General features: G+C 71.2%; 21 protein-coding genes. 12 read left to right on the forward strand and 9 right to left on the reverse strand.

Annotated features, from left to right (window positions below; all coding sequences use genetic code 11):
• Positions 1–40: 40 nt before the first annotated feature.
• Both dapE and ABGA98_RS37635 read right to left on the reverse strand, forming a co-directional pair.
• Complete coding sequence (gene dapE / locus ABGA98_RS37630; RefSeq protein ID WP_347623218.1) at positions 41–1,096, reverse strand: succinyl-diaminopimelate desuccinylase; 1,056 nt, start codon at positions 1,094–1,096, stop codon at positions 41–43.
• A complete protein-coding gene (locus ABGA98_RS37635) occupies positions 1,096–1,929 on the reverse strand; it encodes a 2,3,4,5-tetrahydropyridine-2,6-dicarboxylate N-succinyltransferase (RefSeq protein ID WP_347623219.1) in 834 nt (277 codons plus the stop codon). The genes dapE and ABGA98_RS37635 overlap by 1 nt, the downstream gene beginning before the upstream one ends.
• Positions 1,930–1,966: 37 nt before the next feature.
• Between ABGA98_RS37635 and ABGA98_RS37640 the strand changes: the two genes are divergently transcribed.
• Positions 1,967–2,782 (forward strand): hypothetical protein, encoded by an 816-nt coding sequence (locus ABGA98_RS37640; protein ID WP_347623220.1) that lies wholly within the window; start codon positions 1,967–1,969, stop codon positions 2,780–2,782.
• A gap of 44 nt (positions 2,783–2,826) precedes the next feature.
• Here the strand turns inward: ABGA98_RS37640 and ABGA98_RS37645 are convergent, their stop codons facing one another.
• The 3 genes from ABGA98_RS37645 to fdxA all read right to left on the reverse strand — a co-directional run bounded on the left by ABGA98_RS37645 (position 2,827) and on the right by fdxA (position 5,071).
• Positions 2,827–3,483 carry a DUF4178 domain-containing protein gene (locus tag ABGA98_RS37645; RefSeq protein WP_347623221.1) on the reverse strand — a complete coding sequence of 219 codons (657 nt, stop codon included), beginning with the start codon at positions 3,481–3,483 and terminating at the stop codon, positions 2,827–2,829.
• A 90-nt stretch (positions 3,484–3,573) separates the two neighbouring features.
• The gene (gene dapC, locus ABGA98_RS37650; RefSeq protein WP_347623222.1) at positions 3,574–4,644 is read right to left on the reverse strand and encodes a succinyldiaminopimelate transaminase; all 1,071 of its coding nucleotides are present in this window, start codon (positions 4,642–4,644) and stop codon (positions 3,574–3,576) included.
• A gap of 100 nt (positions 4,645–4,744) precedes the next feature.
• A complete protein-coding gene (fdxA, locus tag ABGA98_RS37655; RefSeq protein ID WP_132335925.1) occupies positions 4,745–5,071 on the reverse strand; it encodes a ferredoxin in 327 nt (108 codons plus the stop codon).
• 104 nt (positions 5,072–5,175) lie between these two features.
• Here fdxA and ABGA98_RS37660 point away from each other — a divergent pair, with 104 nt between their 5' ends.
• The 8 genes from ABGA98_RS37660 to ABGA98_RS37695 all read left to right on the forward strand — a co-directional run bounded on the left by ABGA98_RS37660 (position 5,176) and on the right by ABGA98_RS37695 (position 17,708).
• The gene (locus ABGA98_RS37660; RefSeq protein ID WP_132335927.1) at positions 5,176–5,406 is read left to right on the forward strand and encodes a hypothetical protein; all 231 of its coding nucleotides are present in this window, start codon (positions 5,176–5,178) and stop codon (positions 5,404–5,406) included.
• 17 nt (positions 5,407–5,423) lie between these two features.
• The gene (locus ABGA98_RS37665; RefSeq protein ID WP_347623223.1) at positions 5,424–6,494 is read left to right on the forward strand and encodes an ABC transporter substrate-binding protein; all 1,071 of its coding nucleotides are present in this window, start codon (positions 5,424–5,426) and stop codon (positions 6,492–6,494) included.
• A gap of 102 nt (positions 6,495–6,596) precedes the next feature.
• The gene (locus ABGA98_RS37670; protein WP_347623224.1) at positions 6,597–7,373 is read left to right on the forward strand and encodes a methyltransferase domain-containing protein; all 777 of its coding nucleotides are present in this window, start codon (positions 6,597–6,599) and stop codon (positions 7,371–7,373) included.
• A gap of 112 nt (positions 7,374–7,485) precedes the next feature.
• The gene (locus ABGA98_RS37675; protein WP_347623225.1) at positions 7,486–9,987 is read left to right on the forward strand and encodes a hypothetical protein; all 2,502 of its coding nucleotides are present in this window, start codon (positions 7,486–7,488) and stop codon (positions 9,985–9,987) included.
• 4 nt (positions 9,988–9,991) lie between these two features.
• Entirely contained in the window at positions 9,992–11,812 is a 1,821-nt protein-coding gene (locus ABGA98_RS37680; RefSeq protein ID WP_347623226.1) for a UvrD-helicase domain-containing protein, read from the forward strand.
• A gap of 50 nt (positions 11,813–11,862) precedes the next feature.
• A complete protein-coding gene (locus tag ABGA98_RS37685; protein WP_347623227.1) occupies positions 11,863–13,707 on the forward strand; it encodes a sigma factor-like helix-turn-helix DNA-binding protein in 1,845 nt (614 codons plus the stop codon).
• Between the two features lie 20 nt (positions 13,708–13,727).
• Positions 13,728–15,092, forward strand: a complete 1,365-nt coding sequence (gene cysS / locus ABGA98_RS37690; RefSeq protein ID WP_347623228.1) for a cysteine--tRNA ligase — start codon at positions 13,728–13,730, stop codon at positions 15,090–15,092.
• A 129-nt stretch (positions 15,093–15,221) separates the two neighbouring features.
• Positions 15,222–17,708, forward strand: a complete 2,487-nt coding sequence (locus ABGA98_RS37695; RefSeq protein WP_347623323.1) for a penicillin acylase family protein — start codon at positions 15,222–15,224, stop codon at positions 17,706–17,708.
• Between the two features lie 21 nt (positions 17,709–17,729).
• On the opposite strand, the gene ABGA98_RS37700 is transcribed toward ABGA98_RS37695, so the two are convergent.
• Positions 17,730–18,152, reverse strand: a complete 423-nt coding sequence (locus ABGA98_RS37700) for a hypothetical protein (RefSeq protein ID WP_347623229.1) — start codon at positions 18,150–18,152, stop codon at positions 17,730–17,732.
• Positions 18,153–18,173: 21 nt separating this feature from the next.
• On the opposite strand from ABGA98_RS37700, the gene ABGA98_RS37705 reads away from it, so the two are divergent.
• Complete coding sequence (locus tag ABGA98_RS37705; RefSeq protein WP_347623230.1) at positions 18,174–19,145, forward strand: hypothetical protein; 972 nt, start codon at positions 18,174–18,176, stop codon at positions 19,143–19,145.
• 77 nt (positions 19,146–19,222) lie between these two features.
• Here ABGA98_RS37705 and ABGA98_RS37710 read toward each other — a convergent pair whose 3' ends face one another.
• The 3 genes from ABGA98_RS37710 to mshB are packed head-to-tail and all read right to left on the reverse strand — an operon-like array spanning position 19,223 to position 21,069.
• A complete protein-coding gene (locus tag ABGA98_RS37710; protein WP_347623231.1) occupies positions 19,223–19,717 on the reverse strand; it encodes a flavin reductase family protein in 495 nt (164 codons plus the stop codon).
• Positions 19,718–19,735: 18 nt separating this feature from the next.
• Complete coding sequence (locus ABGA98_RS37715) at positions 19,736–20,152, reverse strand: DUF6113 family protein (protein ID WP_347623232.1); 417 nt, start codon at positions 20,150–20,152, stop codon at positions 19,736–19,738.
• An 11-nt stretch (positions 20,153–20,163) separates the two neighbouring features.
• Positions 20,164–21,069, reverse strand: a complete 906-nt coding sequence (gene mshB / locus ABGA98_RS37720; protein WP_347623233.1) for an N-acetyl-1-D-myo-inositol-2-amino-2-deoxy-alpha-D-glucopyranoside deacetylase — start codon at positions 21,067–21,069, stop codon at positions 20,164–20,166.
• 44 nt (positions 21,070–21,113) lie between these two features.
• Here mshB and ABGA98_RS37725 point away from each other — a divergent pair, with 44 nt between their 5' ends.
• On the forward strand, positions 21,114–23,177 hold the full coding sequence (locus ABGA98_RS37725) for a prolyl oligopeptidase family serine peptidase (protein ID WP_347623234.1): 2,064 nt from the start codon (positions 21,114–21,116) through the stop codon (positions 23,175–23,177).
• A 250-nt stretch (positions 23,178–23,427) separates the two neighbouring features.
• A complete protein-coding gene (locus ABGA98_RS37730) occupies positions 23,428–24,819 on the forward strand; it encodes an alpha/beta fold hydrolase (protein ID WP_347623235.1) in 1,392 nt (463 codons plus the stop codon).
• The last annotated feature ends 9 nt before the right edge of the window (positions 24,820–24,828 follow it).

The following is a 24,828-nucleotide window of genomic DNA, read 5'->3' on the forward strand; positions in this document are numbered from 1 at the left end:
GTGGTCTTCCCCGCCAAATGGCCGGCGAGGAAGGCCACTTTCATGTGGACAGCCAGTCGAGCATGGCCCGCTCGCTCTCCACGATCTTCGTCAGCGACACGTACTCCCCCTGCTGGTGCGCCAGGTTCGGATCGCCGGGCCCGTAGTTGACGGCGGGCACCCCCAGCGCGGAGAAGCGGGCGACGTCGGTCCAGCCCAGCTTGGCGCGCGGCGTGCCGCCGACCGCCTCGGTGAAGGCCGCCGCCACCGGATGCGTCAGGCCCGGCCTCGCCGCGGGCGCGGCGTCGACGAAGGCCACCTCGAAACCGCCGAACACCTCGCGTACGTGCTCCTGGGCCCGCTCGATCGACAGGTCGGGCGCGAAGCGGTAGTTGACGGTCACCACACACCGGTCCGGGATGACATTGCCCGCGACCCCGCCGCGCACGCCGACCGCGTTCAGCCCTTCGTGGAACTGGAGACCGTCGACCACCGGCCGCCGCGCCTCGTACGCGTTGAGCCTGGCGAGCACCGGCTCGATCCCGTGAATGGCGTTGACCCCCAGCCACGACCTGGCGCTGTGGGCGCGCTTGCCCGTCACGGTGACCTCGGCGCGCAGCGTGCCCTGGCAGCCGCCCTCGATGACGCCGTCGGTCGGCTCCATCAGCACCGCGAAGTCGGCCGCCAACCAGCCGGGGTGGTCTCTGGCGACCCTGGTGAGGCCGTTGCGCTCGGCCTCGACCTCCTCGCAGTCGTAGAAGACGTACGTGATGTCCCTGCCCGGCGCCGGTACGGCCGCCGCCAGCTTGAGCGCGACCGCCACGCCGGCCTTCATGTCGGACGTGCCGCACCCGTACAGCAAGTCTCCCTCCACCCTGCTCGGCAGGTTGGCGGCGACGGGGACGGTGTCGAGGTGCCCGGCGATCAGCACCCGCTCGGGGCGGCCCGCCTGGGTGCGGGCCACGACGGTCTCCCCCGACCGGTCGACCTTCAGGTGCGGCAGCGCCGACAGCGCCCGCTCCACCTCGTCGGCCAGCCGCCGCTCGGCGCCGCTGACCGACTCGATGTCCACGATCGCGGCGGTCAGCGCGCGTACGTCCTGCGTCAGGTCAAGCATCAGGTGTTCACTCCGTGTTCGCGCAGCACCTCGTTGAGCGCCGCCTTGTCGTGCCGCTGCCCCGGCTCCAGGTATTTGAGCACGAGCACGCAGGGCAGGCCGAACGTGCCGCCGGGGAACTCCTTCTGGCGGGTGCCGCTGACCGCCACGCACCACGCGGGGATGCGGCCGCGGGCGACCTCTTCGCCCGTCCGTACGTCGATCACGGGGATCGAGCCGGAGAGGATCGTCCCCGCGCCGACCACCGCGCCCTGCCCGACCCGGGCCCCCTCGACGATCATCGCCCGGCTGCCGACCAGCGCGTCGTCCTCGACGACGACCGGGACGGCGCCGGGCGGCTCCAGCACGCCGCCGATGCCCACCCCGCCGGACAGATGCACGTTTTTGCCGATCTGGGCGCAGGATCCGACCGTGGCCCAGGTGTCGACCATGGTGCCCGCGTCCACGTACGCGCCGATGTTGGTGAACGACGGCATCAGCACCACCCCGGGCGCCAGGTAGGAGCCCCACCGGGCGATCGCCCCCGGCACCACCCGCACCCCGTCGAACGAGCTCTTGAGCGGGTGTCTGTCGTGGTGCTGGAAGTCGCCCACCTGCGAGCGGGCCATGCCGAGCACCGTGAAGCTGAGCAGGATCGCCCGCCTGGCGCGCTCGTCCACGACGACGTCGCCGTCGATCAGGCGGGCCGCCCTGGCCTCGCCCTTGTCGAGCAGGTCGACAGCGCCGACCACCACGTTGCGCGCGTCGACGTCGGCGGGCGACAACTCCGCCCTGCGCTCCCACAGCTCGTCCACCACCGGCGAGATCGGTGACGAGGTGCTCACGTGACTCATGGCCTCGGAGCTTATCCGTCCGGGTAGGTTCTTCAGCGTGCGCGTGCGCTTCTCCCGTGGGGTCATCACCATCGCGATCATCGTGATCGTTCTCGCTGTGGCCATTTCCGTGGGCCTCTACCACCTTCTCAAGCGGACACCCCAGCTGGCCGAGCGGCACGCGTACTGCGTGGTCAACACGCCCGACGGCGTCCGCAACCTCGATCCCGAGCAGGCGCAGATCTCGGCCACCATCGCGGCGGTCGCGGCGCGGCGCAGGTTGCCGGAGCGGGCGGTGGTGATCGCGTACGCGACGGCGATCCAGGAGTCGAAGCTCTACAACCTCAACTTCGGCGACCGCGACTCCGTGGGCGTGTTCCAGCAGCGCCCGTCGCAGGGCTGGGGCAAGAAGAAGCAGCTCATGGACCCCGTCTACGCCACCAACAAGTTCTTCGCCGCCCTGGTCAAGGTGAAGAACTACCGCAAGCTCCCGCTGGCGGAGGCGGCGCAGGCCGTGCAGCGCTCGGCGGGCGGTTACGCCTATGCCCCGCACGAAAGCGAGGCCGAGATTCTCGCCGCGGCGTTCACCGGGCGTGTCCCCCAGGCGGTGCACTGCTGGTATCCCGCCGGCAAGACCCCCGCTCCGAAGTCGCGGGCCGCCGCGGCGCGCAAGCAGCTCGCCAGGGCGCTCGGCAGCACGGCGATCACCACGAAGCGGCGCGGCTGGCTGGTGGCCGCGTGGTCGGTGGCCCACGCCGAGAAGTACGCGCTCAACAGCGTCGGCTACAACGGCGCCACCTGGGTCAACGACTTCGAGCGCGACGGCTGGCAGACGGGCGGCCAGGCGAGCGCCCGCCGGGTCGACCTGTCGTAGCGCCCGCAGGAGGCCCCGTCCGGAGGCCCCGTCCGGAGGCCCGGTCAGGACGCCCTGCGCACGATGGAGATCGAGCCGGGCGGCAGCGGCTGGGCGTAGCAGGCCGTCCATGAGCGGCCCTGGATGCGTTCGAAGGAGAGCAGCCGCCCGTCCGACGCGCGGTAGTCGGCGAAGTCGAGCAGGCCCCTTTCGGGGTTTCCCGTGTCTCCCTCGCTCCTGAACGCGGCCGTGCCCCGCTCGATCGGGAAGAACTCCACGCCCTCCATGATCAGCATGCTCTTGGCCGGGACCATGCCCTGGGTGGGCACGTCGGTCCAGAGCAGCACCTCAAGGTGCGGCGGGTCGCCGTCGAGCACCTCCACCGACAACCACTGCAGGCGGCGCGAGCGGTCGCGCAGGAGATATTCGGTCCACTGGTTGCCCTGCCACGAGACGTGCATCGAGCCGAGCACGCGCGCGGGCGAGCCCTGCACCTCGATCCGGTCGCCGACCTGGATCGTGCGAGGGTCGGTGTAGTCGGTGCCGGCATGCCCGGGCGCGATCACCGGCGCGGCCAGCGGGGTCTCGACGGGAGCGACCTCAGCCGGCGGCGCGCTCGTCCGGCCCTTCCTGTCCTGCCGCAGGGTGGCCAGGAAGGCACCCAGCAACAGCAGGACGGTGACGATGCTCAGCCCGAGTACGACCATGGAGGTCATGCTCATCGATCAGCTCGCTCCACTCGCGGTCTGTCTCGGCAGAAGCTCTTATCAATGTATGCGTCAAGCCCGCGCGGCGGGCTATGTCGCGCGATCCTACTGGAGGCGGCGCACGGCCGCACCGATCCGCTCGTCAGTGGCCGTGACGGCGATGCGGATGTGCCGCTCACCTGCCGGTCCGTAGAACTCGCCCGGCGCGACCAAAATGCCGATTTCGGAGAGCTTGGCCACCTGGTCCCAGGCGCTCTGCCCGTTCGACGCCCAGAGGTACAGCCCGGCCGTCGAGTGGTCGACGCGCCACCCGGCCCGCTCCAGCGCGGGGCGCAGCAGGGCACGGCGGGCGGAGTAGAGCTCGCGCTGCCGGTCGGCGTGCGCGTCGTCGCCGAGCGCGGCCGTCATCGCCGCCTGGACGGGGGCGGGCATGATCATGCCCGCGTGCTTGCGCGTCTCCAGCAGCCGCTTGACCAGGACGGGGTCACCCGTCACGAACCCGGCGCGGTATCCGGCCAGGTTGGAGCGTTTGGAGAGCGAGTGGACCGCGAGCAGCCCTTCGTGGGAGCCGCCGCAGACGTCGGGGTGCAGGATCGAGACCGGCTCCTCTTCCCAGCCGAGCTCGATGTAGCACTCGTCGGAGGCCACGACCGTGCCGCGCTCGCGCGCCCACGCCACGACCTTGCGCAGGTGCTCGACCGGCAGCACCTTGCCCGTCGGGTTGCCGGGAGAGTTGACCCAGACGAGGTCGACCCGCTCGGGGCCGAGCGCGAGCGTGCTGTCGGCGGCGGTCGCCACCGCACCGGCCAGCCGGGCGCCCACGTCGTAGGTGGGGTAGGCCAGCTCGGGGAAGACCACCCGCTGTGCCCCGAGATAGGTGGGCAGCCAGGCGACGAACTCCTTGGAGCCGATCACCGGGAGCACGTCACGCTGGTCGACGGTGACGCCGTGCCGGCGGCGCAGCCACCCCGCGGCGGCCTCGCGCAGCGCCTTGGTGCCGTGGGTGAAGGGGTAGCCGGGGCTGTCGGCCGCCTGCACCAGCGCGTCCTGGACGTTCTGGGGCACGGGGTCGACGGGCGTGCCGACCGACAGGTCGACGATGCCGCCGGGATGTGCCAGCGCGCGCTCTTTGTACGGCTCCAGCTTGTCCCAGGGGAAGTCGGGCAGGTTGTTCACGGTTCTCCAGGGTGTCACGTTGCCGTATCGAGCGCCGGGCATGCCTCGGCGACGGGGCGCACCCAGCCTGGATGCCCCCGCTCGCTCCGTGCCGGGACCGTCAGTGGCCCTCTGCCTGCGGCGGCAGGGCGGCCACCACCGGGTGGTCCTTCTCGATCTTCCCGACCTTCGAGGCGCCTCCGGGCGAGCCGAGGTCCTCGAAGAAGTCCACGTTCGCCTTGTAGTAGTCCTTCCACTGCTCGGGAAGGTCGTCCTCGTAGAAAATGGCCTCGACGGGGCATACAGGCTCACACGCGCCGCAGTCCACGCACTCGTCGGGGTGGATGTAAAGCATGCGCTCGCCCTCGTAGATGCAATCAACGGGGCATTCCTCGATGCACGCCTTGTCCAGGACGTCCACGCAAGGCTGCGCGATGACGTAGGTCACCTCGAGCTCCTTCTCTCCGCACCATGGCATGACTCTGACCGCGGTTTGCTACGCCCTAGTATTGCCGTGCTTGCCGACTGGCCGAAACGGAGGGTGGCAAACTCGTGGCGGCACGGCTCGTCATCGCGATCACAAGTCAGGACATCGGCGCACGGATCACCACCCGCAGGCGCGTTCCAGAAGGGTTTCGCGACGCGGTGGGCATCCTCGTGTCGTGGGAGTCCGGGGTGCTGACCGTCCGCAAGAAAGACGGCACGCTGGTGGAGATTCCCGAAGAGACGCTCGTAGCCGCCAGGGTCGTTCCGGCCGCGCCTCCTCGACCTGGACGGATGTAGCGGTAAGTATTCGTTGTGTGACTGTACGTACCTGCGCCGCCGCAGCAGCCATCCTCGCCAGCGCCGGATGCGGCGCGTCGTCCACCGACTCCGCCTCCACCGAGGCCAAGAACCTGCCGCCCGTCAACGCCCAGGCCGCCTCCATGAAGGCGGGCTTCGGCACCATGGAGCGGCTCGCCGAGGCCGCCGCACGCGAGGGCGAGCTCAACGTGATCGCCCTGCCCCGCGACTGGGTCAACTACGGCGAGATCATCGACACCTTCGCCGACAAGTACGACATCAAGGTCAACGAGCTCGAGCCCAACGCCGGCAGCAAGCGCCAGCTCGACGTCGCCGCGCAGCTCAAACCCGACGTGTTCGACCTGACGATGGACGTGGCCGTCGCCGGAGCCGGGCGGTTCGCCCCGTACAAGGTGCAGGGCTGGCAGGACCTGCCCGACCAGGTCAAGGACCCGTCAGGCGGCTGGTACGCGGCCTACGGGGGCTACATGTCCATCGGGTACGACCCGCGCGCCGTCAAGCCGCCCGCCTCCTTCGCCGACCTGCTGAAGCCCGGCTACCGGGTCGCGCTCGACGGCGACCCGCTGCGCTCGGCGTCGGCGTTCGACGGCGTGATGGCCGCCTCCATGCGGGCCGGCGTGCCGCAGCCCGCGCAGGGGGTGTCGCTGTTCGCCAAGCTCAAGCAGGCGGGCAGGCTCACCGACCCGGCCAAGGCCAACACGATCGTCGCCTGGGACCACCTGAACGCCGCCCGCAGCGCCCACCAGCCCGACGCGTGGAAGGTGACGATCCCTCGCGACGCCGCGCTCGGCGGCTACCACGTGCAGGCGATCAGCAAGACGGCGCCGCATCCGGCCGCCGCCCGGCTCTGGCAGGAGTTCCTGTTCTCCGACGAGGGCCAGAACCTGCTCATGAAGGGGTTCGCCCGGCCCGCGCGCACCGAGGCGATGCGCATGAAGGGCACGCTCGACGCCGAGCAGGCCGCGAAATTGCCCAAGGCGCCCGGCCCTCCGGTCATCCTGACGATTCCGCAGGCAGACGCGGCGAAGGCGTACCTCAAGCGGCAATGGGCGAAGAGCATGGGATGAGTCCGATGTGACTTGATATGTCGTAGGGACGTTCAGGCTCTAAAGTGAACGGACAGCACGGCCACGGGGGCCCGATGTCTGATCGAATGTGAGCTGATCGTCTTGCGATACGACACGCCGAGTTTGGAGCGGTGGAACAGTCGCGCCTACGACAGCAGCTTCGGCTACGTCTCGACGCAGGGCGCGCCACTGGTCGACCTGCTGGACCCGCGACCCGGGGAGCGCGTGCTCGACCTCGGGTGCGGCACCGGAGTGCTCACCGCCCAGATCGCCTTCAGGGGCGCCGACGTGCTCGGCATCGACGGCTCCGCCAGGATGATCGAGAAGGCGCTGGCACAGTATCCGGGCATCGACTTCATCGTCGGCGACGGGCACGACTTCACCGTCGCCGAACCGTACGACGCGGTCTTCTCCAACGCGGCGCTGCACTGGATGAGCCGCGACCCCGGCACCGTGATCGCGAACGTCCGCGAGGCGCTCACGCCTGGCGGGCGTTTCGTCGCGGAGATGGGCGGGGCGGGCAACTGCGCCGAGCTGACCGCCGCGATGCTCACCGCCTGGCGCGAATACGGCCTGCGCGAACCGGACCTGCCGTGGTACTTTCCCACGCCTGCCGAGTACGCCCGGCGTCTCGAACAGGAGGGTTTCGTCGTCAGGTTGCTCGAATACTTCGACCGGCCGACACCTCTCGACGAGTGCCCGGGCGGAGCCGCCGACTGGGTGAACACGTTCGCCGCCTCGGTGCTCGAGGGGCTCCCACCGGACATCGTGGGGCCCCTGTTGCGGCGCGTCAACGAACTGGCCGCCCCTGCGCTGCGCAGGGAGAGTGGCTGGATGGCGGACTACGTGCGCCTACGCTTTGCCGCTGTTCGGCGCTGATGCGTAGTGCATGATGCGTAGGGCTGTTTTGCCGGACTATGGTCTGTTCCGTGGGCGGCGAGACTATGGCTGCACCGCTGCGGCGGCGTGAGGGGCTGGTGAACGGAACGGGATGAATTTCTGCCTGAGCGACCTCGTACCACCGTTGAGGTGGAGCGACGCGTCGACGATCACGCTACTCACCGGGCAACCGGACCTGCCGGACGCGTGGTGGCGCACCCTGCCCATGCCACACGTGCTCGCGGCCATCGGCCCGGAGTCGCTGGGCGAGCTGCTCACGGAGATCGCCCTGGAGCACTGGCCCGCGGCGACGGTGGGCGACGTCCTGCCGGCACTGCACGTCCTGGACCCCGATGAGGCCGACGAGCCCGCGGTCGCCATCGCGCTCGACCGGGCCGGCTCGTGGGCGGGGCTGCTGGCGCTGACCAGCCGGGAGCTGGTCGACCAGCCCTTCATCCAGGCGCGGCCGGTGCTGAACACGCTGTTCTCCGCGGTCCTGGTACGCCTCGCGCGCCCGCGTCCTGAAAGCCCGGCATCGGCGGCCGAGGCCGCGGCCACGGTCGGCCCGATCGTGGCCCCCGCACCGGCCGCACCGGAAACGGCTCACGGGTCCGAGCCCGTCGCCGCCGGCCCGGAGCCCGCGCGGACGGCCGGGGAACCGCCCCGTGAGACCCCGCGGGGAGAGCACGCGTCTCAGGAGCTCGCAGCCGGGCACCCAGCGGAGGCCGACCAGCCGGGCGCCGAGCACGCCGTCGCCGCCGGCCAGCCGGGCGGGGGTCAGGAGGCCGTCGAGGCAGGCGGGCTCCACGAGCGGGCCGTTGAGCACGAGACGCCTCACGCGGCCGGTGAGCGTGCCGCTGAGGCGCCGGCACAGTTCGCCGCCGTACCGAGCGAAGCCGCGCCGGCGGCCGACCACGACGCTGAGGCCGCGAGTGCCGAGCAGGTCGCGGAAGCCGGCGCCGGCGCCGCGAGGGCCACGCCGGTCGCTGAATCTGCGGCTGAGGCCGTGAGCCCGGGGCCGGTCGCGGAACCTGCCGCTGAAGCCGTGAGCCCGGAGCGGGCCGCCGAGCCTGAGGCTGCGGAACCCGCGGCTGAAGCCGTGGGTCCGGGGCCGGTCGCGGAGGCCGAGGCTGAGGGTGCGCCCGCCGCGGAGGCGGAGCAGTCGTGGCAGCCGTTCGGTGGGCGGGCGGAAAGCGCGGCCGATGCCCTCGCGCCCGGTCAGGACGTGCTGGAGTCCTCCCCCGAGGGTGCGGAGCCGGTGAGCGCGGCCGGGCAGGAGCCCGAGCACCAGCGCAACGCCGCGCCGGAACCCGAGCCTCACGTCGTAGCGGCGCCGGAAGCCGAGCCTCAGGCCGTAGCGATGGAATCCGGACCCCACGCCGACGGAGCACCGGAGCCCGGACCCCGGGCCGACGGAGCGCCGGAGCCCGGGCCCCGGGCCGACGGAGCGCCGGAGCCCGGGCCCCGGGCCGATGCGGCGCCGGTGCACGAGTCTCAGGGCGACGGGGCGGCGTCCGGGCCGGGCACCGTGGAGCCCGAACCGATGGAGGCGGCCGGGCAGGAGCAGCCGTTGCCGGAGCTCATCGAGGCCGCGTTCGCCGGGCTGGACGACAAGAGCTGGGCGGTGGCGCAGAACCGGATCTTCACCGACGAGCCCTCGGCGGTGGACCAGCTGGCCAAGCTCTTCGCCGTCCCCCCGGCGGAGATCACCGCCACCGAGGACGAGCTGCGCGCCCGCCTCGACCAGTGGCTGGCCAGCGAGGAGGCGGCACCGTACCGCGCCCACCTGGACGACCTGGTGCGGACGCTGGGCCCGGCCGCCCCCAAGGAGCAGCTCATCGGCGCGGCCGACTGGCACCACGTGGAGATCCGCGCGCTGGAGGTGCCCGCCTGGCAGTTCGTCCTGGCGACCCTGGCACCCCAGCCCCAGCCGCAGCCCCAGCCGCAGGCCGCCCAGGCACCGCAGGCGCAGTCGGCGTTCGGCCCGGTTCAGGCGGCTCCCCCGCCGGCCGGCCCGCCGCAGTTCCAGGCGTTCGCGCCGGTCGCGCCGGCGGGCGAGTCGAACGGCGGCTCCGCCGACGAGGCCGGCCAGCCGTACCAGCCGTTGAAGGACGTCTCCCAGACCCGGCGCTGTTTCCGGCAGCCCGACGGGCGCTGGTGGTTGCGCATCGACGTGACCGCCGAGCAGCTCGCGGGCGGCGAGTGCGCGCTGCCGACGGGGTTCGCGTCGTACCTGGGCCTGTCGCCGGGCGAGAGCAGGACGGTCAGGAGCGCCGCGGGCGAGCTGACGATGACGTGGCACGGCAAGCCGGTGCTGGAGTCGATCGAGCGCCTCCTGGTCGACGTCGGCGCGCGCGAGGGCGGGCACCTGTTCCTGACCTTGTCGGACGAGGGTGTGCTCAGGGCCAGGCACCTGCCGGTCGCCGCCCAGGGCGCGGAGAAGATCACCAAGGCGCTGCGCCTGGTCGGGTACACCGCCCCGGGAGGCACCAGGGACCAGGCGGCCCGGGTCATCGCCACCAGGATCGGGATGACGGGCCCGGTCAGCCTGCCCGACCTGCTCACCAGGCTCCGCGAGCGCGGGGACCGCGACCTGCTCGCTCTCCTGGACTGAGCCGGTGCCGCGGCTCGCGATCGGCCCTGCGTTTCCCAGGGAGCTCAGCGCACTGGCACCGCCGGTGCGCAGGGATGCCGTGGTCGCGCTGCGCCGGTTCCTGCTCAACGTGGCCGGCGCCCCGCATCCGCAGGGGGTGCGGGGCGCCAGGGACGCGAGGGTCGCGACGCTGCGCCTGGCCGAGGGGCATCGCGGGGTGGTGGTACGGCAGCGGGACGTGTTCTGGCTGCGTACGGTGCTGCCCGACCCGGAGGCCTGGTCGTACGCGCAGCGTCACAGGTTCGGCGTCAACCCGGTGCTCGGCGTGATCGAGGAGTGGGACGCCGAGGCGCTCGAACGGGTCGAGCCCGCGTTACGCAGGTCGGTGCGCTCGCCTGGCCTGTTCGCCCCGATCTGCGACGGCGATCTGCTCGCGCTCGGCCTGGACTTTCACGCGCTGCCGCTGTTCAGGCTGGTCACGACCGAGGCCGATGTGGCGGCGCTGGAACCCCTGCTGCCGCCCACCCAGCACGCCCCGCTCGCGGTGCTCGCCCGCGGCGGCACGCTGGCGCAGGCGTGGCGGGAGCTGGACGCCTGGCGCGCCTCGTCGGAGGAGCCGGGGCCGGTCGACCCCGACGATCTGTACGCGGCGCTGCTGCGCAGCCCGGACCGGGCGGTGTTCGTGGCCGGCAAGGTGGAGCTCGACCGGGTGTTGCGCGCGCCTGACTGGTGCACGTTCCTGCATCCGCCGCACCACCGGCTGGCCAGGGCCGCACGCTACGAGCATCCGGTGCTGGTGGTGGGCGGAGCGGGCACGGGCAAGACCGTCGTCGCCCTGCACAGGGCCGCTCATCTGGCCGCGCACGGCGCGGGACCGGTGTTGCTCGTGACGTTTTCCCAAGGGCTTGCCGAAGAACTGTCTGCGAAACTCGACCTTCTGATCGATGATGAGGTGGTGCGTAAGCGGGTCGAGGTGGACAACGCCGATCGCCTGGCCATGCGGATCGTGACCGACGCGGAGGGCCGGCGACCGGCGCTGGTCGGGCAGGGGGCGCGCTCGCTGGCCGAGCTGACCGACGAGGCGCTCAGGTTGCTGTCGCGCGCGACGGGTGACCTGCTCGACGACGTCGATCCCGGGCGCAAGCCGTACCGTCACATCGTGGTGGACGAGGCGCAGGACGTCAGCCCGGCCCAGTGGCGGCTGCTGCGGGCGGCGGCGCCGCACGCGCGCGACGACCTGTTCGTGGTCGGCGATCCCCACCAGCGGGTCACCGACGCGCGGGTGGCGCTGGGCGCGGTCGGCATTCCCGCCGTCCAGCACACGCTCAAGCTCTCCTACCGCCTGCCGCAGGATCTGCTGTCGTTCGTGGTCAGGCTGCGCGGCGGCGGCCTCGCGCCCGGCCTGGTCAAGGGCGCCACCGACATGTACGGCCTGCGCGCGGCGCGCGACGGCGCCCGGCCGGTGGTCAGGGCGTACGCCACCCAGGAGGAGGAGCTGGAGGGGCTGCGGACCGTGGTCGAGTCGTGGCTGGCGGACGGTGTGCCCGCCGAGGAGATCGCGGTCGGCGCCCGTGACGTCCGGCATGTGCGCGCCGCCCGGCGGGCGCTGTCGGGCCTGGACGTGCGCGCGTGGACCTTCCCCCACCTGAAGGGGCTCGAGTTCGAGCGGGTGGCGCTCGTCGGAGTGGCGGAGGGCGTGGTGCCCGAGCCGCCGCCGGAGGAACCACACGCCAGGGCTCGTGCGCTGCAGCGCGAACGGAGCATACTGTTCGTCGCCTGCACCCGTGCCCGCTCGATGCTCTATATCTCCCATTCCGGACGGGGGAGCCCCTTTTTGTCCCTCTGATCACATAGTCTGAACTGCGGATATAACGTCCCATTGCCGGTTGGACCTCAATGAACCTCAGCCTGAGCGACCTCGCGCCACCACTGCGCTGGACCTCGCCTGGTCAGATTGCGCCGATCGTGGAGGAGCCGCAGCTGCCCGAGGCCTGGTGGCAGGCGATTCCACTCGACCGTGCCTGCGCCATCGCCGGCACGCAGACCGTGGCGGGCCACCTGGCCGGCCTGGCCATGGCCTGCTGGGGTCATCTGATGCTCGGCGACATCCTGCCGCTGCTGCGCTTCTCCGACCCCGCCGAGGCCGAGCGGACGCCGGAGACGCTGGGCAAGGACGTGGTGCAGAAGTTGTTCACCGGCGTGTTCGAGCGGCTGCTCGAACCCCTTCCCGAGGCCGTGCCGGCGCCGTCCAGGGCGGACAAGCCGCTGCCCGAGCTGATCGACGACCTGTTCGGAGCGCTCGACGACCGGCAGCGGGCCATCGCCCGCGACCGGCTGTACGCGACGCAGCGGGCCACGCTCGACGAGCTGGCGCAGCGGTTCTCGGTGACGCGGGAGCGGATCAGGCAGATCGAGCGCGACCTGCGCGAGCACGTGGAGGCCTGGCTCGCCAAGCCGGAGGCCGCCGCGGTGGCCGCGCACGTGTCGTGGCTGCGCGGCCGGCTGGGCTCGGCCGTGCCCGCCGACGACCTGCAGACCACGGTCCCGTGGCACGCCGCCGAGCTGCGCAGCCTGGGCATCCCGGCGTGGCGGTTCGTACGCACGCTGCTGACCGGCTACGAGCAGTCCGGCGGCTGGCTCGTGGCGGGCGGGGCCGACGACCTGAGGGAGAAGACCCGCCAGCTGTTCGCCGACGGGCCGCACCCGCTCGCCGAGGCCGTGACCATGGTCGCCCAGCTCGGCGTGCGGGAGGACGTCGCGGAGCGGTGGATCCTGGGCGTGCCGCAACTGCGCGTGCTGGGCACGCACGTGGTGCCGTGGCCGCGCAGCATCAACGAGAAGGCGGAGGCGGTGCTGGCGGTGGCCGGCACGCCGCTGTCGCCGGAGGAGATCCAGGAGCGCATCGGCGAGGACTACAGCCTGGTCGGCATCCGCAACCAGCTCACCGCCGACGACCGCTTCCGCCGGATCGACCGCAACAAGTACGGCCTGACCCGCTGGGGCGGCGACGAATACCTGGGGATCAGGGAGATGATCGCCCGCGAGATCGAGCGGGCCGGCGGCGAGGCGTCGGTGAGCACGATCGTGACGAACCTGACCTCCCGCTACGACGTGAGCGAGAGCTCGGTGCGGGCCTACTCCGGCGGCCCCGGGTTCGAGCGGACGCAGCGGGGCTGGATCCGGGTGGCGGGCACCTCGCCGAGCGGGGAGGCCGAGCCGTACCATCCGCGCAAGGGCGTGGCGGAGACGCGGCGCAGCTTCCGCTCCCGCGACGGGCGCTGGTGGCACCGGGTGGACATCAACGCCGAGCACCTGCGCGGCTCCGGCTCTCCGCTGCCGACCGGGTTCGCGGCGTACCTGGGGATGGCGCCAGGCGGGTCGCTGACCGCCTCCACGCCGTCCGGTGACGTGGTGATCAGCTGGCACAACCAGCCCACCATGGGGTCGATCCGCAACGTGCTTGCCGACTTCAAGGCGAGCGACGGCGACCACGTGTTCCTGACCGTGTCGGACGGCGGCGAGTTGCTGACGCGCCACATGCCCGCCGCTCCTCCCGGCATGCCGCCGCTCAACCGGGCCCTCTACCTCATCGGGATCACCGCGCCGGTCAACTCGGAGATCGAGGGGCTGCGGCTGATCGGGGCCAGGATCGGGGCGTCCGACCTCGCCACGCGCGACGAGATCCTGGACAGGCTGCGCGAGCGCGGCGACAGGGACATCCTCGGTTTCCTGGGCGGATGACCTCGGGCTAAGCTCGGCGGATGGTGCGGATCTACGACACGCGCACCCGGCAGGTCGAGGAGATCGCCGCCGGGCGGGCGGTGCGGATGTACACGTGCGGGCCGACGGTCTACCGCCACGCGCACGTGGGCAACCTGCGCACCTACGTGCTGTCCGACCTGATCAGACGGGTTCTGGAGCTGCGGCGGGTGCGCGTGCTGGCCTGCCAGAACATCACCGACGTCGGCCACCTCGCCGACGACGCCGACGAGGGCGAGGACAAGGTCCTCGCGCAGGCGCGGGCCGAGGGCCGCTCGGTGAGCGAGCTCGCCCGCTTCTACGAGGACGCCTTCAGGCGTGACACCAGCGCGCTCGGCCTGCGGCCCTCCGAGCACATGCCGCGCGCGAGCGAGCACATCGACCTGATGATCGAGCTGATCGCCAAGCTGGTCGAGAAGGGGCACGCGTACGCGGTGCCGGACGGGTCGGTCTTCTTCGACGTACAAACCTTTCCCTCGTACGGCGAAATTTCTGGTAATCGGCTGGACGCGCTCAAGCCCGCCCACCGCATCGACGCCGTCGACCCCCGCAAACGTTTCCACGCCGACTGGGCCCTGTGGAAACCCGCCACCGGCGAGCTGAGCTGGGACGCGCCGTGGGGGCGCGGTTTCCCCGGCTGGCACGTGGAGTGCTCGGCCATGTCCCTGCGCTATCTCGGGTCGCGCTTCGAGATCCACACCGGCGGCATCGACCTGAGGTTCCCGCACCACGAGGACGAGCGGGCCCAGTCCGACGCGGCCGCCGGGCACGAGGTCGTGCGCCACTGGGTGCACGGTGAGCACCTGCTGTTCGACGGGCGCAAGATGGCCAAGTCCACCGGCAACGTGGTGCTGCTCTCCGACGTGGCCGACGCCGGCCTCGACCCGCTGGCGCTGCGCCTGGCCTTCATGGAGCACCGCTACCGCCAGCAGCTCAACCTGACCTGGGAGACGTTGCGGGCCGCCGACCGCACGCTGCGCAGGTGGCGCTCGCGGGTGGCCGAGTGGTCGGAGTCGGTCAGCGCGCCCATGCCCCGCGACCACGTGGCGCGGGTGGAGGCGGCCATGGAGGACGACCTCGACACGCCGTCGGCGCTGCGCGCCCTGCGGGAGCTGGAGCGGGACGAGTCGGTGGCGCCCGGGGCGAAGCTCGAGGCGTTCCTGCACCTGGACCAGGTGCTCGCGCTGGACCTGCCGAGCGAGATCGGCAAGACGCGGGTGCTGCCGCCAGGGGCCGGGGAGTTGCTGGAGGCCCGCGCCCGGGCCCGCGAGGCGAGAGACTGGGCGGCGTCCGACCGGCTCAGGGACGAACTCGCCGAGATGGGGGTCCGCGTGGCCGACACCCCGGAAGGGCAGACCTGGGCCTGATCGCCGGGTCCTGATCCCGTGACCGGCGCTCAGCGCGCCTGTTGCGACGTTCCAAGGAGTGATCTTCGGCTGTCAGACTTGATGCCAGTTTCGGCATGATGGAGGTAGTCGGTGAGGCCCTATGCGTGGATGCCGTGGCCGTTGCGGTGGTTCGCTCGGGTGTTGACCGTTCTGCTCGCGCTGGCGCTGGTGCTTGCGGGCGTGCTTGTCGTCACGGTGCGGACGTCGTTCCCTCAGGTGGATGGATCGCTACGGTTGCCGGGTTTATCCGGAAATGTGGAGATTTATCGCGATAAATCAGGGATTCCGCACATCTACGCTGGGACTGCCGCGGACCTGTTCATGGCTCAGGGGTTCGTCCACGCCCAGGACCGCTTCTTCGAGATGGACTTCCGGCGCCACATGACCGCCGGCCGCCTCTCGGAGCTCTTCGGAGCCGCCACGCTCAAGACCGACAAGGCGCTCAGGACCATGGGCTGGCGCCGGGTCGCCGAGGAGGAGCTGGGCGGGCTGGCCCCGGAGACGCGCGACAACCTCAACGCGTACGCCAAGGGCGTGAACACCTGGCTCGCCGCCAACCCCAACGCCTCCGACCGCAGCCTCGAATACTCCGTGCTGAAGCTCCAGAACGGCGCCTACCAGCCGGAGAAGTGGACCGCGGCCGACTCCGTGGCCTGGCTCAAGGCCATGGCGTGGGACCTGCGCTCCAACGTGGAAAGCGAGATCGACCGCGCGCTCGCGCTCACCAAGCTGCCCAAGGAGCGGGTCGACCAGCTCTACCCCGGCTATCCGTACGACCGCCACTCCCCGATCGTCACCCAGGGCGCCCTCGCCCAGGGCCGCTTCGACCAGGAGGCGGAGCCACGGCGGCGGGCCGGCCGGCTGCTCACCCAGGCGGCCGAGGCCCTCGACGCCGTGCCGGACACCATGAGCACCGAGGACCGCGAGGGCGTCGGGTCCAACTCGTGGGTGGTCTCCGGCGCGAACACGGCCTCCGGCAAGCCGCTGCTGGCCAACGACCCGCACCTGGCCCCGCAGATGCCCTCCGTCTGGTACCAGGCGGGGCTGCACTGCAGGAAGCTCACGGAGGAGTGCCCGTACGACGTGACCGGGTTCACCTTCTCCGGTGTGCCAGGAGTGATCATCGGGCACACCGACAAGATCTCGTGGGGCTTCACCAACCTCGGGCCCGACGTGGCCGACCTCTTCCTTGAGCAGGTGGAGGGCGACACGTACCTCTACCGGGGCGAGCGGCTGAAGCTGGCGACCAGGAAGGAGCAGATCAAGGTCGCCGGGGGCGACCCGGTCACGATCACGGTCAGGAGCACCCGGCACGGGCCGCTGATCAACGAGGTGATCGACACCGCCCGGCCCAGCGGCGAGGCCAACGCGGTGGCCCTGCAGTGGACGGCGCTGACGCCGGGGCGGACGGCCGACGCCATCTTCGAGCTCAACAGGGCGAGCGACTGGGAGCAGTTCAAGTCGGCGGCGGCGTTGTTCGAGGTGCCCGCCCAGAACCTGATTTATGCCGACACATCAGGAAAGATCGGTTACCAGGCCCCCGGACACATCCCCGTACGCGAGAACGGCGACGGCACCTGGCCGGTCCCCGGATGGACGGGTGAGTACGACTGGAAGCCGGAGCCGATCCCGTTCGACCGGCTGCCGTCCGTGGAGGAGCCGGCCGACGGGTTCATCGTCACGGCGAACAACGCCGTCATCGACCCCGCACGCTACCGCCCCCTGCTGACCAAGGACTGGTCGTACGGCTACCGCTCCGAACGCATTCGCGACCTCATCGAGGAGGCGCTCGGGAAGGGCCCGATCGACGCGGCGGCCATGGCGCGCATCCAGCAGGACACCTACAACGGCTTCGCGGAGACGCTGATCCCGGCGCTGATGCGGGTCGACCTGGCAGGGCCCAGCGGCCAGGCCAGGCAGCTGCTGAAGACGTGGGACAGGCGGGAGGACCTCGACTCCGCGGCGGCCGCGTACTTCAACGCCGTGTGGCGCCAGGTGCTCGTGCTGACCTTCAACGACGACCTGCCCGAGCAGGCCAGGCCGGCCGGCGGCGACCGATGGTACGAGGTCGTCAGGCTGCTGCTCGCCGCCCCAGGCGACCCCTTCTGGGACGACGTCACCACGAAGAACCGCAAGGAGACCCGCGACGACATCCTGCGCCAGGCGATGGCCTCGGCTCACCAGGAGCTGGCCGACCGGCTCGGCGACGACGTCACGTCGTGGCGCTGGGGCGACCTGCACCGGCTGGAGCTGGTCAACGGCTCGCTGGGGACCTCGGGCATCGCGCCGGTCGAGGCGCTGTTCAACCGCGGCCCGCTGTCCGTGCCCGGCGGCAAGGACGCGGTCAACGCCACGGGGTGGAACGTGCAGAGAGGGTACGAGATCACCGCCGTCCCGTCGATGCGCATGATCGTCGACCTGTCCGACCTGGACAAGTCCCAGTGGATCAATCTGACGGGCGCCTCCGGGCACGCCTTCCACGACAACTACGAGGACCAGGCGGAGGCCTGGGCGCGAGGAGAGCTGCTGCCGATGCTCTCCACGCCGGAGTCGGTCAAGAAGGCGGCCGTGCACACGCTCCGGCTCACCCCCTGACGGCGCCTTTTACAACGGCTGTCAATCGCCACTCCTGCGCGTTCGCCACCGGAGGGGAGCGCACGGGTAGCCGCCGTCCTCCAGATCGGCGAGGCGCTCGAAGACGTTGTAGGACGCGCGGTCCCCGCAGACGATCGCCGAGACGAGCATCGCGATCAGATAGAGCGGCAGCATGGGCAGCCCCGCGCACCACGCCCACTGCGTGGCGTGCCGGTCCTCGTGCAGGACGAGCCGGCGGTTCAGCGAGTTGCTCCTGGTCAGGACCACGTTTCCGATGGTGAACGCGCTCGCGACGGGGAATCTGTAGCGGTAGCCGAAGGCCAGGATGAGCCCGTTGGGGCCGGGTCGCCGGGTGGCGCCGCCGATGCGGGCGATGAGCAGGCCGAGCGGGGTGGCGAGGTTCAAACAGTTCGCCACACGCCGGAACCGGAAGCGCTTGTTCATGCGTCTCAGTCTTGACCGATCTTGACAACTCGGAATAATGGCCAGGGTCCTGAAATCTCCCACAAGAGCAGGATTATGAAACTCTCCATCCTGGGCGCGCTGCTCGGCACCGTCGCACTGGCAGGAGCCGGCGGAGCCGCGATTTCCCAGACGTCAGCGACCGAACCCCTATCCTCTGGCAGCCCACTAGGCGCGAGGGTCGCGTTAACCGACGGCCCGACCGAGACTCCAGCCCCATCGGAAAGTCCCACGACCGGGGAGTACACCGCCAAGACGAAGGTGGTCAAGAAGAGAGGCGTCTCCTATCTGGACGTCTCCCTCACCCACGAAGGGCCCGCGCTCTTCACCGTCAAGCAGAGAGTGTGCAAGAGGGGGTCGTGCAAGACCGCGACCGCCGACATCCCCGTCATCGACGGTGCGGCCGAGTCCACGAAGAGGCTGGGCCGGGGCACGTACAAGAAGCGTGGCAAGGCGCGCGTCGAAGTGACGCCCATCCCCTTGCCGACCGTGACGGAGAGGGTCACGGTGACCGTCACCGAGCCCGGCCCGACGGTCACGGTCACGTGCCGGCCCGGTGATCCGCCGACGGAGACGCCTCCGCCGACCGACGTACCGACCGACACGCCGCCGCCCACCGAGGCGCCGGCCGAGACCTCGCCGCCCCCGACGCCCGCGGAAACCGCCACCGGAACCCCTCCGAGCACCGAGACGCCGACGGACACCGCGCCGCCTCCGAGCACCGAGACGCCGACCGACACCGCGCCGCCGACCGACGGCGTGTCGCCTTCGGCGAGCCCCACGGAGGAGATCCCCACCTGCCCGCCGGCCTCGCTGCCGCCGACCGACGTACCTCCCTCAGGGCCACCCACCGAGGCTCCGACGGACGCGCCGCCCACCGAGGCGCCTCCGACGCAGACCGTGACACCGACGGACACCGGAGTCCCCACGGACACGGGCGCGCCGTCACCATCGGAAAGCGTCCCCGCCCAGTAACGGGGGAACGCCACCGATGAGTCGGGCCAGGCTCCGTGCCTGGCCCGACTCATGCGACCCCGCTCGTGTACGGCAGGTCAGAGCTTCCTGTAGCGGCCCTCGTGGTAGAGCAGGGGCGCCTCCTCCGAGGGCGTGCTCAGCGCCCGCACCTCGCCCACCACGATCGAGTGGTCGCCGGCGTCGTGCACCGCCGTGGTGACGCACTCCACGGTGGCGATCGCCCGGTCGAACAGCGCCGCCCCCGTCTCACCCCGGTGATGCGGCCACCGCGCGAGCTGCCCGTTCAGCGGCCGCCCGCGATGGGCGAAGAAACGCGAGACGTCCTCCATCGAGGCCGGCAACACCGACACCCCCCACATCCCGGTCTCCAGCACCGCGTCATGGAACCTGGCCACCTTCTCGGCGCAGAAGAGCACGAGCAGCGGTTCGAGGGAGACGGAGGTGAAGGAGTTGATCGTCATCGCCAGATCGACGCCGTCGCGCCGCGTCGTGACGATCGCGACTCCGGTGGCGAAGCGGCCGACGACCTTGCGATGCGCTGCGGGGTCCACGTGCCGCTCGATGAAATGCACAAAGATTACTTTATGCCCCTACATCGGATTAGTCGGAGAATACCCCCGCAACAGCCATGAACCCCTCCCCGACGAGGGCGAAAGCAGATAGGCCCCGACAAGGGCCAGCAAACCTCCGTAGAGGTAGATGTAGCCAGGAGCCCCCCGCGCGATCACCAGGTCACCCGCCCCCAACTCCAGCGTGAACGGCATCGTCACCAGCAGCCACCCGATCGCCGTCGCGACCGCGCCCAGCCGGGCGCGCATCAGCCGGCCCGCCCCCAAACCCACCCCGAACAACGCCAGCACCCAGACGACCGCCGCCACCGGGACCCCGTCCATCTGCCACACCGGGTGGGTGAAGCCGCCGACGACCGCCATCACGATCCCGAGCACGAACAACATGCCGTACGCCGCCCCGCCCAGCGCCGACTCGGCCTGGCTGCGATGTTCCATAGTGATCGAGATTAGTGGATACCGGCGAACAGATCGTTCTCGCGGTTGTACGGCTCGCCGAGCCCGCCGGCCTCCACGGGCGGCCCCGGCACCGGCAGTCCCGGCGACCCGATCGCCAAGGTGTAGTGCTCGACGCCCGCGATCTCCTGGCCCACGTTGTTGGACAGCGCGAACCACGGCTGCTCTACGGTGATCTGCGTGCCGTGAGCCCGCATGGCCTCGGTCTTGTTGCCGATCCAGGGGCGCGCGTCGATCTCGGTGGTGATGTCCTGGTCCGCGCAGCCGTAGGCCATGTCCTCGACGTCCTCGACGAGGAACCCGACCGCGGCCTCCCGCAGCGCCTGCGAGGTGCGGCGCAGCGCGGACCTGGCGACGGCGGTGTGGTAGAACTTCGCGATCCACCACGGCTCGCCCGAACCGAAGCCGGGGTCCGCGGCCAGCTCGAACGCCCTGCGCGAGACACGGTGTGCCTGGATGTGGTCGGGATGGCCGTAGAAGCCGTTCTCGTCGTACGTGACGAGCACCTGGGGGCGCACCTCGCGAATGACCTTGACCAGCTCGCCCGCCGCCTCGTCGAGGTCCGCCTGCCAGAACGCCTTCGGGTGGTCGTTGGAGGCCACGCCCATCATCCCCGAGTCGCGCCAGCGCCCGGGTTCGCCGAGAAAACGGTGGTCCTCGACGCCCAGCGCCTTGCAGGCGGCGGCGAGCTCGCCGATCCGGTACGGCCCCAGCGCGTCATCCCTGTCGGCGGCCAGATGGGCGAGATCGCCGGGGATGATCTCCCCTTCCTCGCCGAGCGTGCAGGTCACCAGCGTGACGTGGGCCCCCTCGGCGACGTATTTCGCCATGGTCGCCCCTGTGCCGATCGACTCGTCGTCCGGATGGGCGTGCACGAGCAGGAGCCGTCGATCAGTCATAGCCCTGAGCGTAACAATGGTGCGTTCCTGGCAGGATTGACCCCATGAGTGAGAGCTTCCCGCGACTGTCGGCCAGGACCCGCCGGTTCACCCTCGGAGTGCCCAGGGGCTTCACGATCTCCCCTGACGGCGGCCGGGTGGTCTTCCTGCGGTCGAAGTCGGGCGACGACCCGGTGACCTGCCTGTGGGAGCTCGACACCGAGACGCACGTCGAACGCCTGATCGTCGATCCGCGCGCGCTCCACGCCGACGAGGAGGACCTGCCGCAGGAAGAGCGGGCCAGGCGCGAGCGCAGCAGGGAGTCCGCGGGCGGCGTCGTCGCCTACGCCACCGACGCCGCGGTGACCAGGGCCTGCTTCGCCCTGTCCGGCGGCCTGTACGTGGCCGACCTGGCCGGCGGTCAGGCGCACCGGCTCGACACGCCGGGCGCGGTCATCGACCCCCGGCTCTCCCCCGACGGGCGGCACGTCGCCTACGTCACCGGCGGCGCCCTGCGCGTCCAGGACGTGCTCTCCGGCGCCGACCGTGCGCTGGCCACGCCGGAGTCGGAGACGGTGACATACGGGCTGGCCGAGTTCATCGCCGCCGAGGAGATGGACAGGATGCGCGGCTACTGGTGGGCGCCGTCGAGCGACGCGCTGCTGGTCGAGCGGGCCGACGAGGCGCCGGTCAACGTCTGGCACATCGCCGACCCGGCCAACCCCGACCGTCCGGCCACGGTCCAGCGCTATCCGGCGGCCGGCACGCCCAACGCGGTCACCGGGCTGTTCGTGCTGGGGCTCGACGGGTCGCGGGTCGCGGTGCCGTACACCGAGGAATACCTCACCACGGCGTCCTGGGACTCCCACGCGCTGTCGATCGTGACGATGACCCGCGACCAGAAGACGATGCGGCTGTTCTCGGTCGATCCTGCGACCGGCGCGACCACGCTCGTCCGCGAGGACACCGATCCCGCCTGGGTCGACATCGTGACGGGAGTGCCCGCCCACCTCGACGACGGGTCGCTGGTCTGGGTGGCCTCCGCCGACGGCGGCCACCGGCTGTACGTCGGCGACCATCCGGTCACGCCGCCGACGTTGCAGGTGCGGGCCGTACTCGACGTCGACCACGACAGCGTGCTGTTCAGCGCGAGCGGCGACCCGACAGAGATCCAGCTGTGGACGTGGGACGGCCACTCGCTGCTGCCCGTCTCGACCCGTTCCGGGGTGTTCTCCGGGCGCATGTCGGGCGGGGTCGGCGTGCTCACCGAGCAGAGCCTCGACACCGAGGGCGTGTCGGCCACGGTCGTGAAGCGCGACGGCACGGCGGTGCCGATCCCGTCGTTCGCCGAGCGCCCCGGCCTCGACATGCGGGTCTCGCTCGGCCGTTCCGGCCGCCGCGACCTGGCCACCGCCGTGGTGCTGCCGTCGTGGCACGAGCAGGGCTCGGGCCGGCTGCCGGTCCTGATGAATCCGTACGGCGGCCCGCACGCCCAGCGGGTGCTCAACCAGCGGAGCCTCTTCCTGGAGAGCCAGTGGTTCGCCGAGCAGGGCTTCGCCGTGGTCGTGGCCGACGGGCGCGGCACCCCTGGCCGCGGCACGGCCTTCGAGCGGGCCGTGCTCAACGACCTGGCGACCCCGGCGCTGGAGGACCAGGTCGACGCCCTGCAGGGGGTGGCCGAGCAGTACCCCGACGACCTCGACCTGACGAAGGTGGCCATCCGCGGCTGGTCGTTCGGCGGATACCTGGCCGCGCTCGCGGTGCTGCGCCGTCCCGACGTGTTCCACGCGGCGGTCGCGGGGGCGCCGGTGACCGACTGGCGGCTGTACGACACGTGCTACACCGAGCGCTACCTGGGCCACCCTGACGAGCAGCCCGAGGTGTACGAGAAGTCGTCGTTGTTCGCCGACGCGGGCAAACTCGAACGCCCGCTGCTGCTGGTCCACGGCCTGGCCGACGACAACGTGGTGGCCGCGCACACCCTCCGCCTGTCCTCGGCGCTGCTCGCGGCGGGGCGCCGGCACAGCGTGCTCCCGCTGTCCGGCGTGACGCACATGACGCCCCAGGAGGTGGTGGCGGAGAACCTGCTGCTGCTGCAGCTGGACTTCCTCAAGCAGGCGCTGGGCTGACCCCCGCCGCCTGCGGCGGCCACCGTACCGACCCGGGGTGTCCCAGCGTCGGACCGAACCCGCCACGGACGGACACCCCGAGACCACCACCCCACCCACCACGCCCGGACATCGTGAGGCCGCCACCGAGCTGACCTCTGAACCACGCGCCGAGTGGACGGTCTGACAAACCCAGGTCCGACACCCCCGCCGCGAAGATCAAACCCTGGTCTGACGCGATCCCGCCACCCTCTGCGGGATCGTGAACGCCATGCTGAAACCCCTCGCCCTCACCTTGGCGCTCCTGGGCGCAGGCCTGACCGCCCCGGCCGCGGCGGCGACCACCACCGCCGCCCAGGAGTGGCGCCCCTGCCCCGGAGACAAGATCGGGATGGTCTGCACCGACCTCAAGGTCCCGGCCGACTGGAGCAAACCCGACGGCCGCACGATCACCCTGAAGCTGGGGCGGCTCAAGGCCACCGGCGCCTCGAAGGGGTCGGTGCTGGTGGCCTACGGCGGCCCTGGGGGCCCCGGCATCGCCCTGACCCAGGCCAATCCCGGCTGGTGGGCCAAGCTCCGCGAGCGTATGGACATCGTCACGTGGGACACCCGGGGCTACGGCGAGCAGTTCCAGGGCCTCAGCACGGGCCTGCAGTGCGCCTGGACCCGCGTCCCCCTCCCCGACGCCCCGGAAGACAACGCCGCCTTCGGCCGGCTGTCCGACACCAACCGCGGCTACGCCGAGGCCTGCCGCCTGGAAGACCCCGAGTTGTTCGCCCACATGAGCTCGGTCGACCACGCCAGAGACATGGAGGCCATCAGGAAGTTCCTCGGCGACGGCGAGCTCAACTTCTACGGCGCCTCCTACGCGGGCATCTACGGCCAGGCCTATGCCCGCCTCTTCCCCGGCCGCATCCGCACGATGGTCCTCGACGGCACGATCAACCACAGCACCGTGAGCTGGAAACGCGAGCTGGAGGAGTCGGCCAAGGCCAACGAGAGCTTCCTGCGGCGCTTCTTCACCTGGTGCAGGAGCAACGACTGCTCCGACGTGCCCGGCCGCTGGCGGGCACTGATCGCCAAGGCAGAGCGCGCCCCCGTCCCCACGACGACCGCCAACGTCGCCTACAACGGCCGCGACCTGCAGTCCTTCGCCATCAGCCGGGCCCGGCAGGGCAAGCCGGCCTGGCCCGCCCTGGCGCAGGCGATCCGCCAGGCGGCCAAGGGCGACGCGTCCGGCTTCGTGCCCGAGCGCGGTGCCCGCTACCCCGACCAGGCCACGGGCGTCACGGAATGCACCGACTGGCCCCGCTTCGCCGACCTCAAGGAGCTGGCCGCCACCAACACCCGCCTACGCAAGGTCGCCCCCAACGCGGGCACCGCCAACACCCTGTCCACGGCGATGCTGGGCTGCATCGGCTGGCCGGTCCCCGTGACCAACAAGCCCGCTCCCCTCCCCAAGGGTCTGCCTCCCCTGCTCGGAGCGGGAGCGTGGGGCGAGTCCGACTCGGTGGCCCGAGCGCTGTCGTCGGTCCCGGGCAGCGCCGTCGTCCACCACGACGGGCCCGGCCACACGCTCTACGGCTTCAACGAGTGCGCCCGCGACCACATCAACCGCTACTTCACCGACCGCACCGTCCCCGCCAAGATCACACGATGCTGACGAAACCCT

Source organism: Nonomuraea sp. B1E8 (assembly GCF_039871515.1).
Taxonomy (GTDB): domain Bacteria; phylum Actinomycetota; class Actinomycetes; order Streptosporangiales; family Streptosporangiaceae; genus Nonomuraea.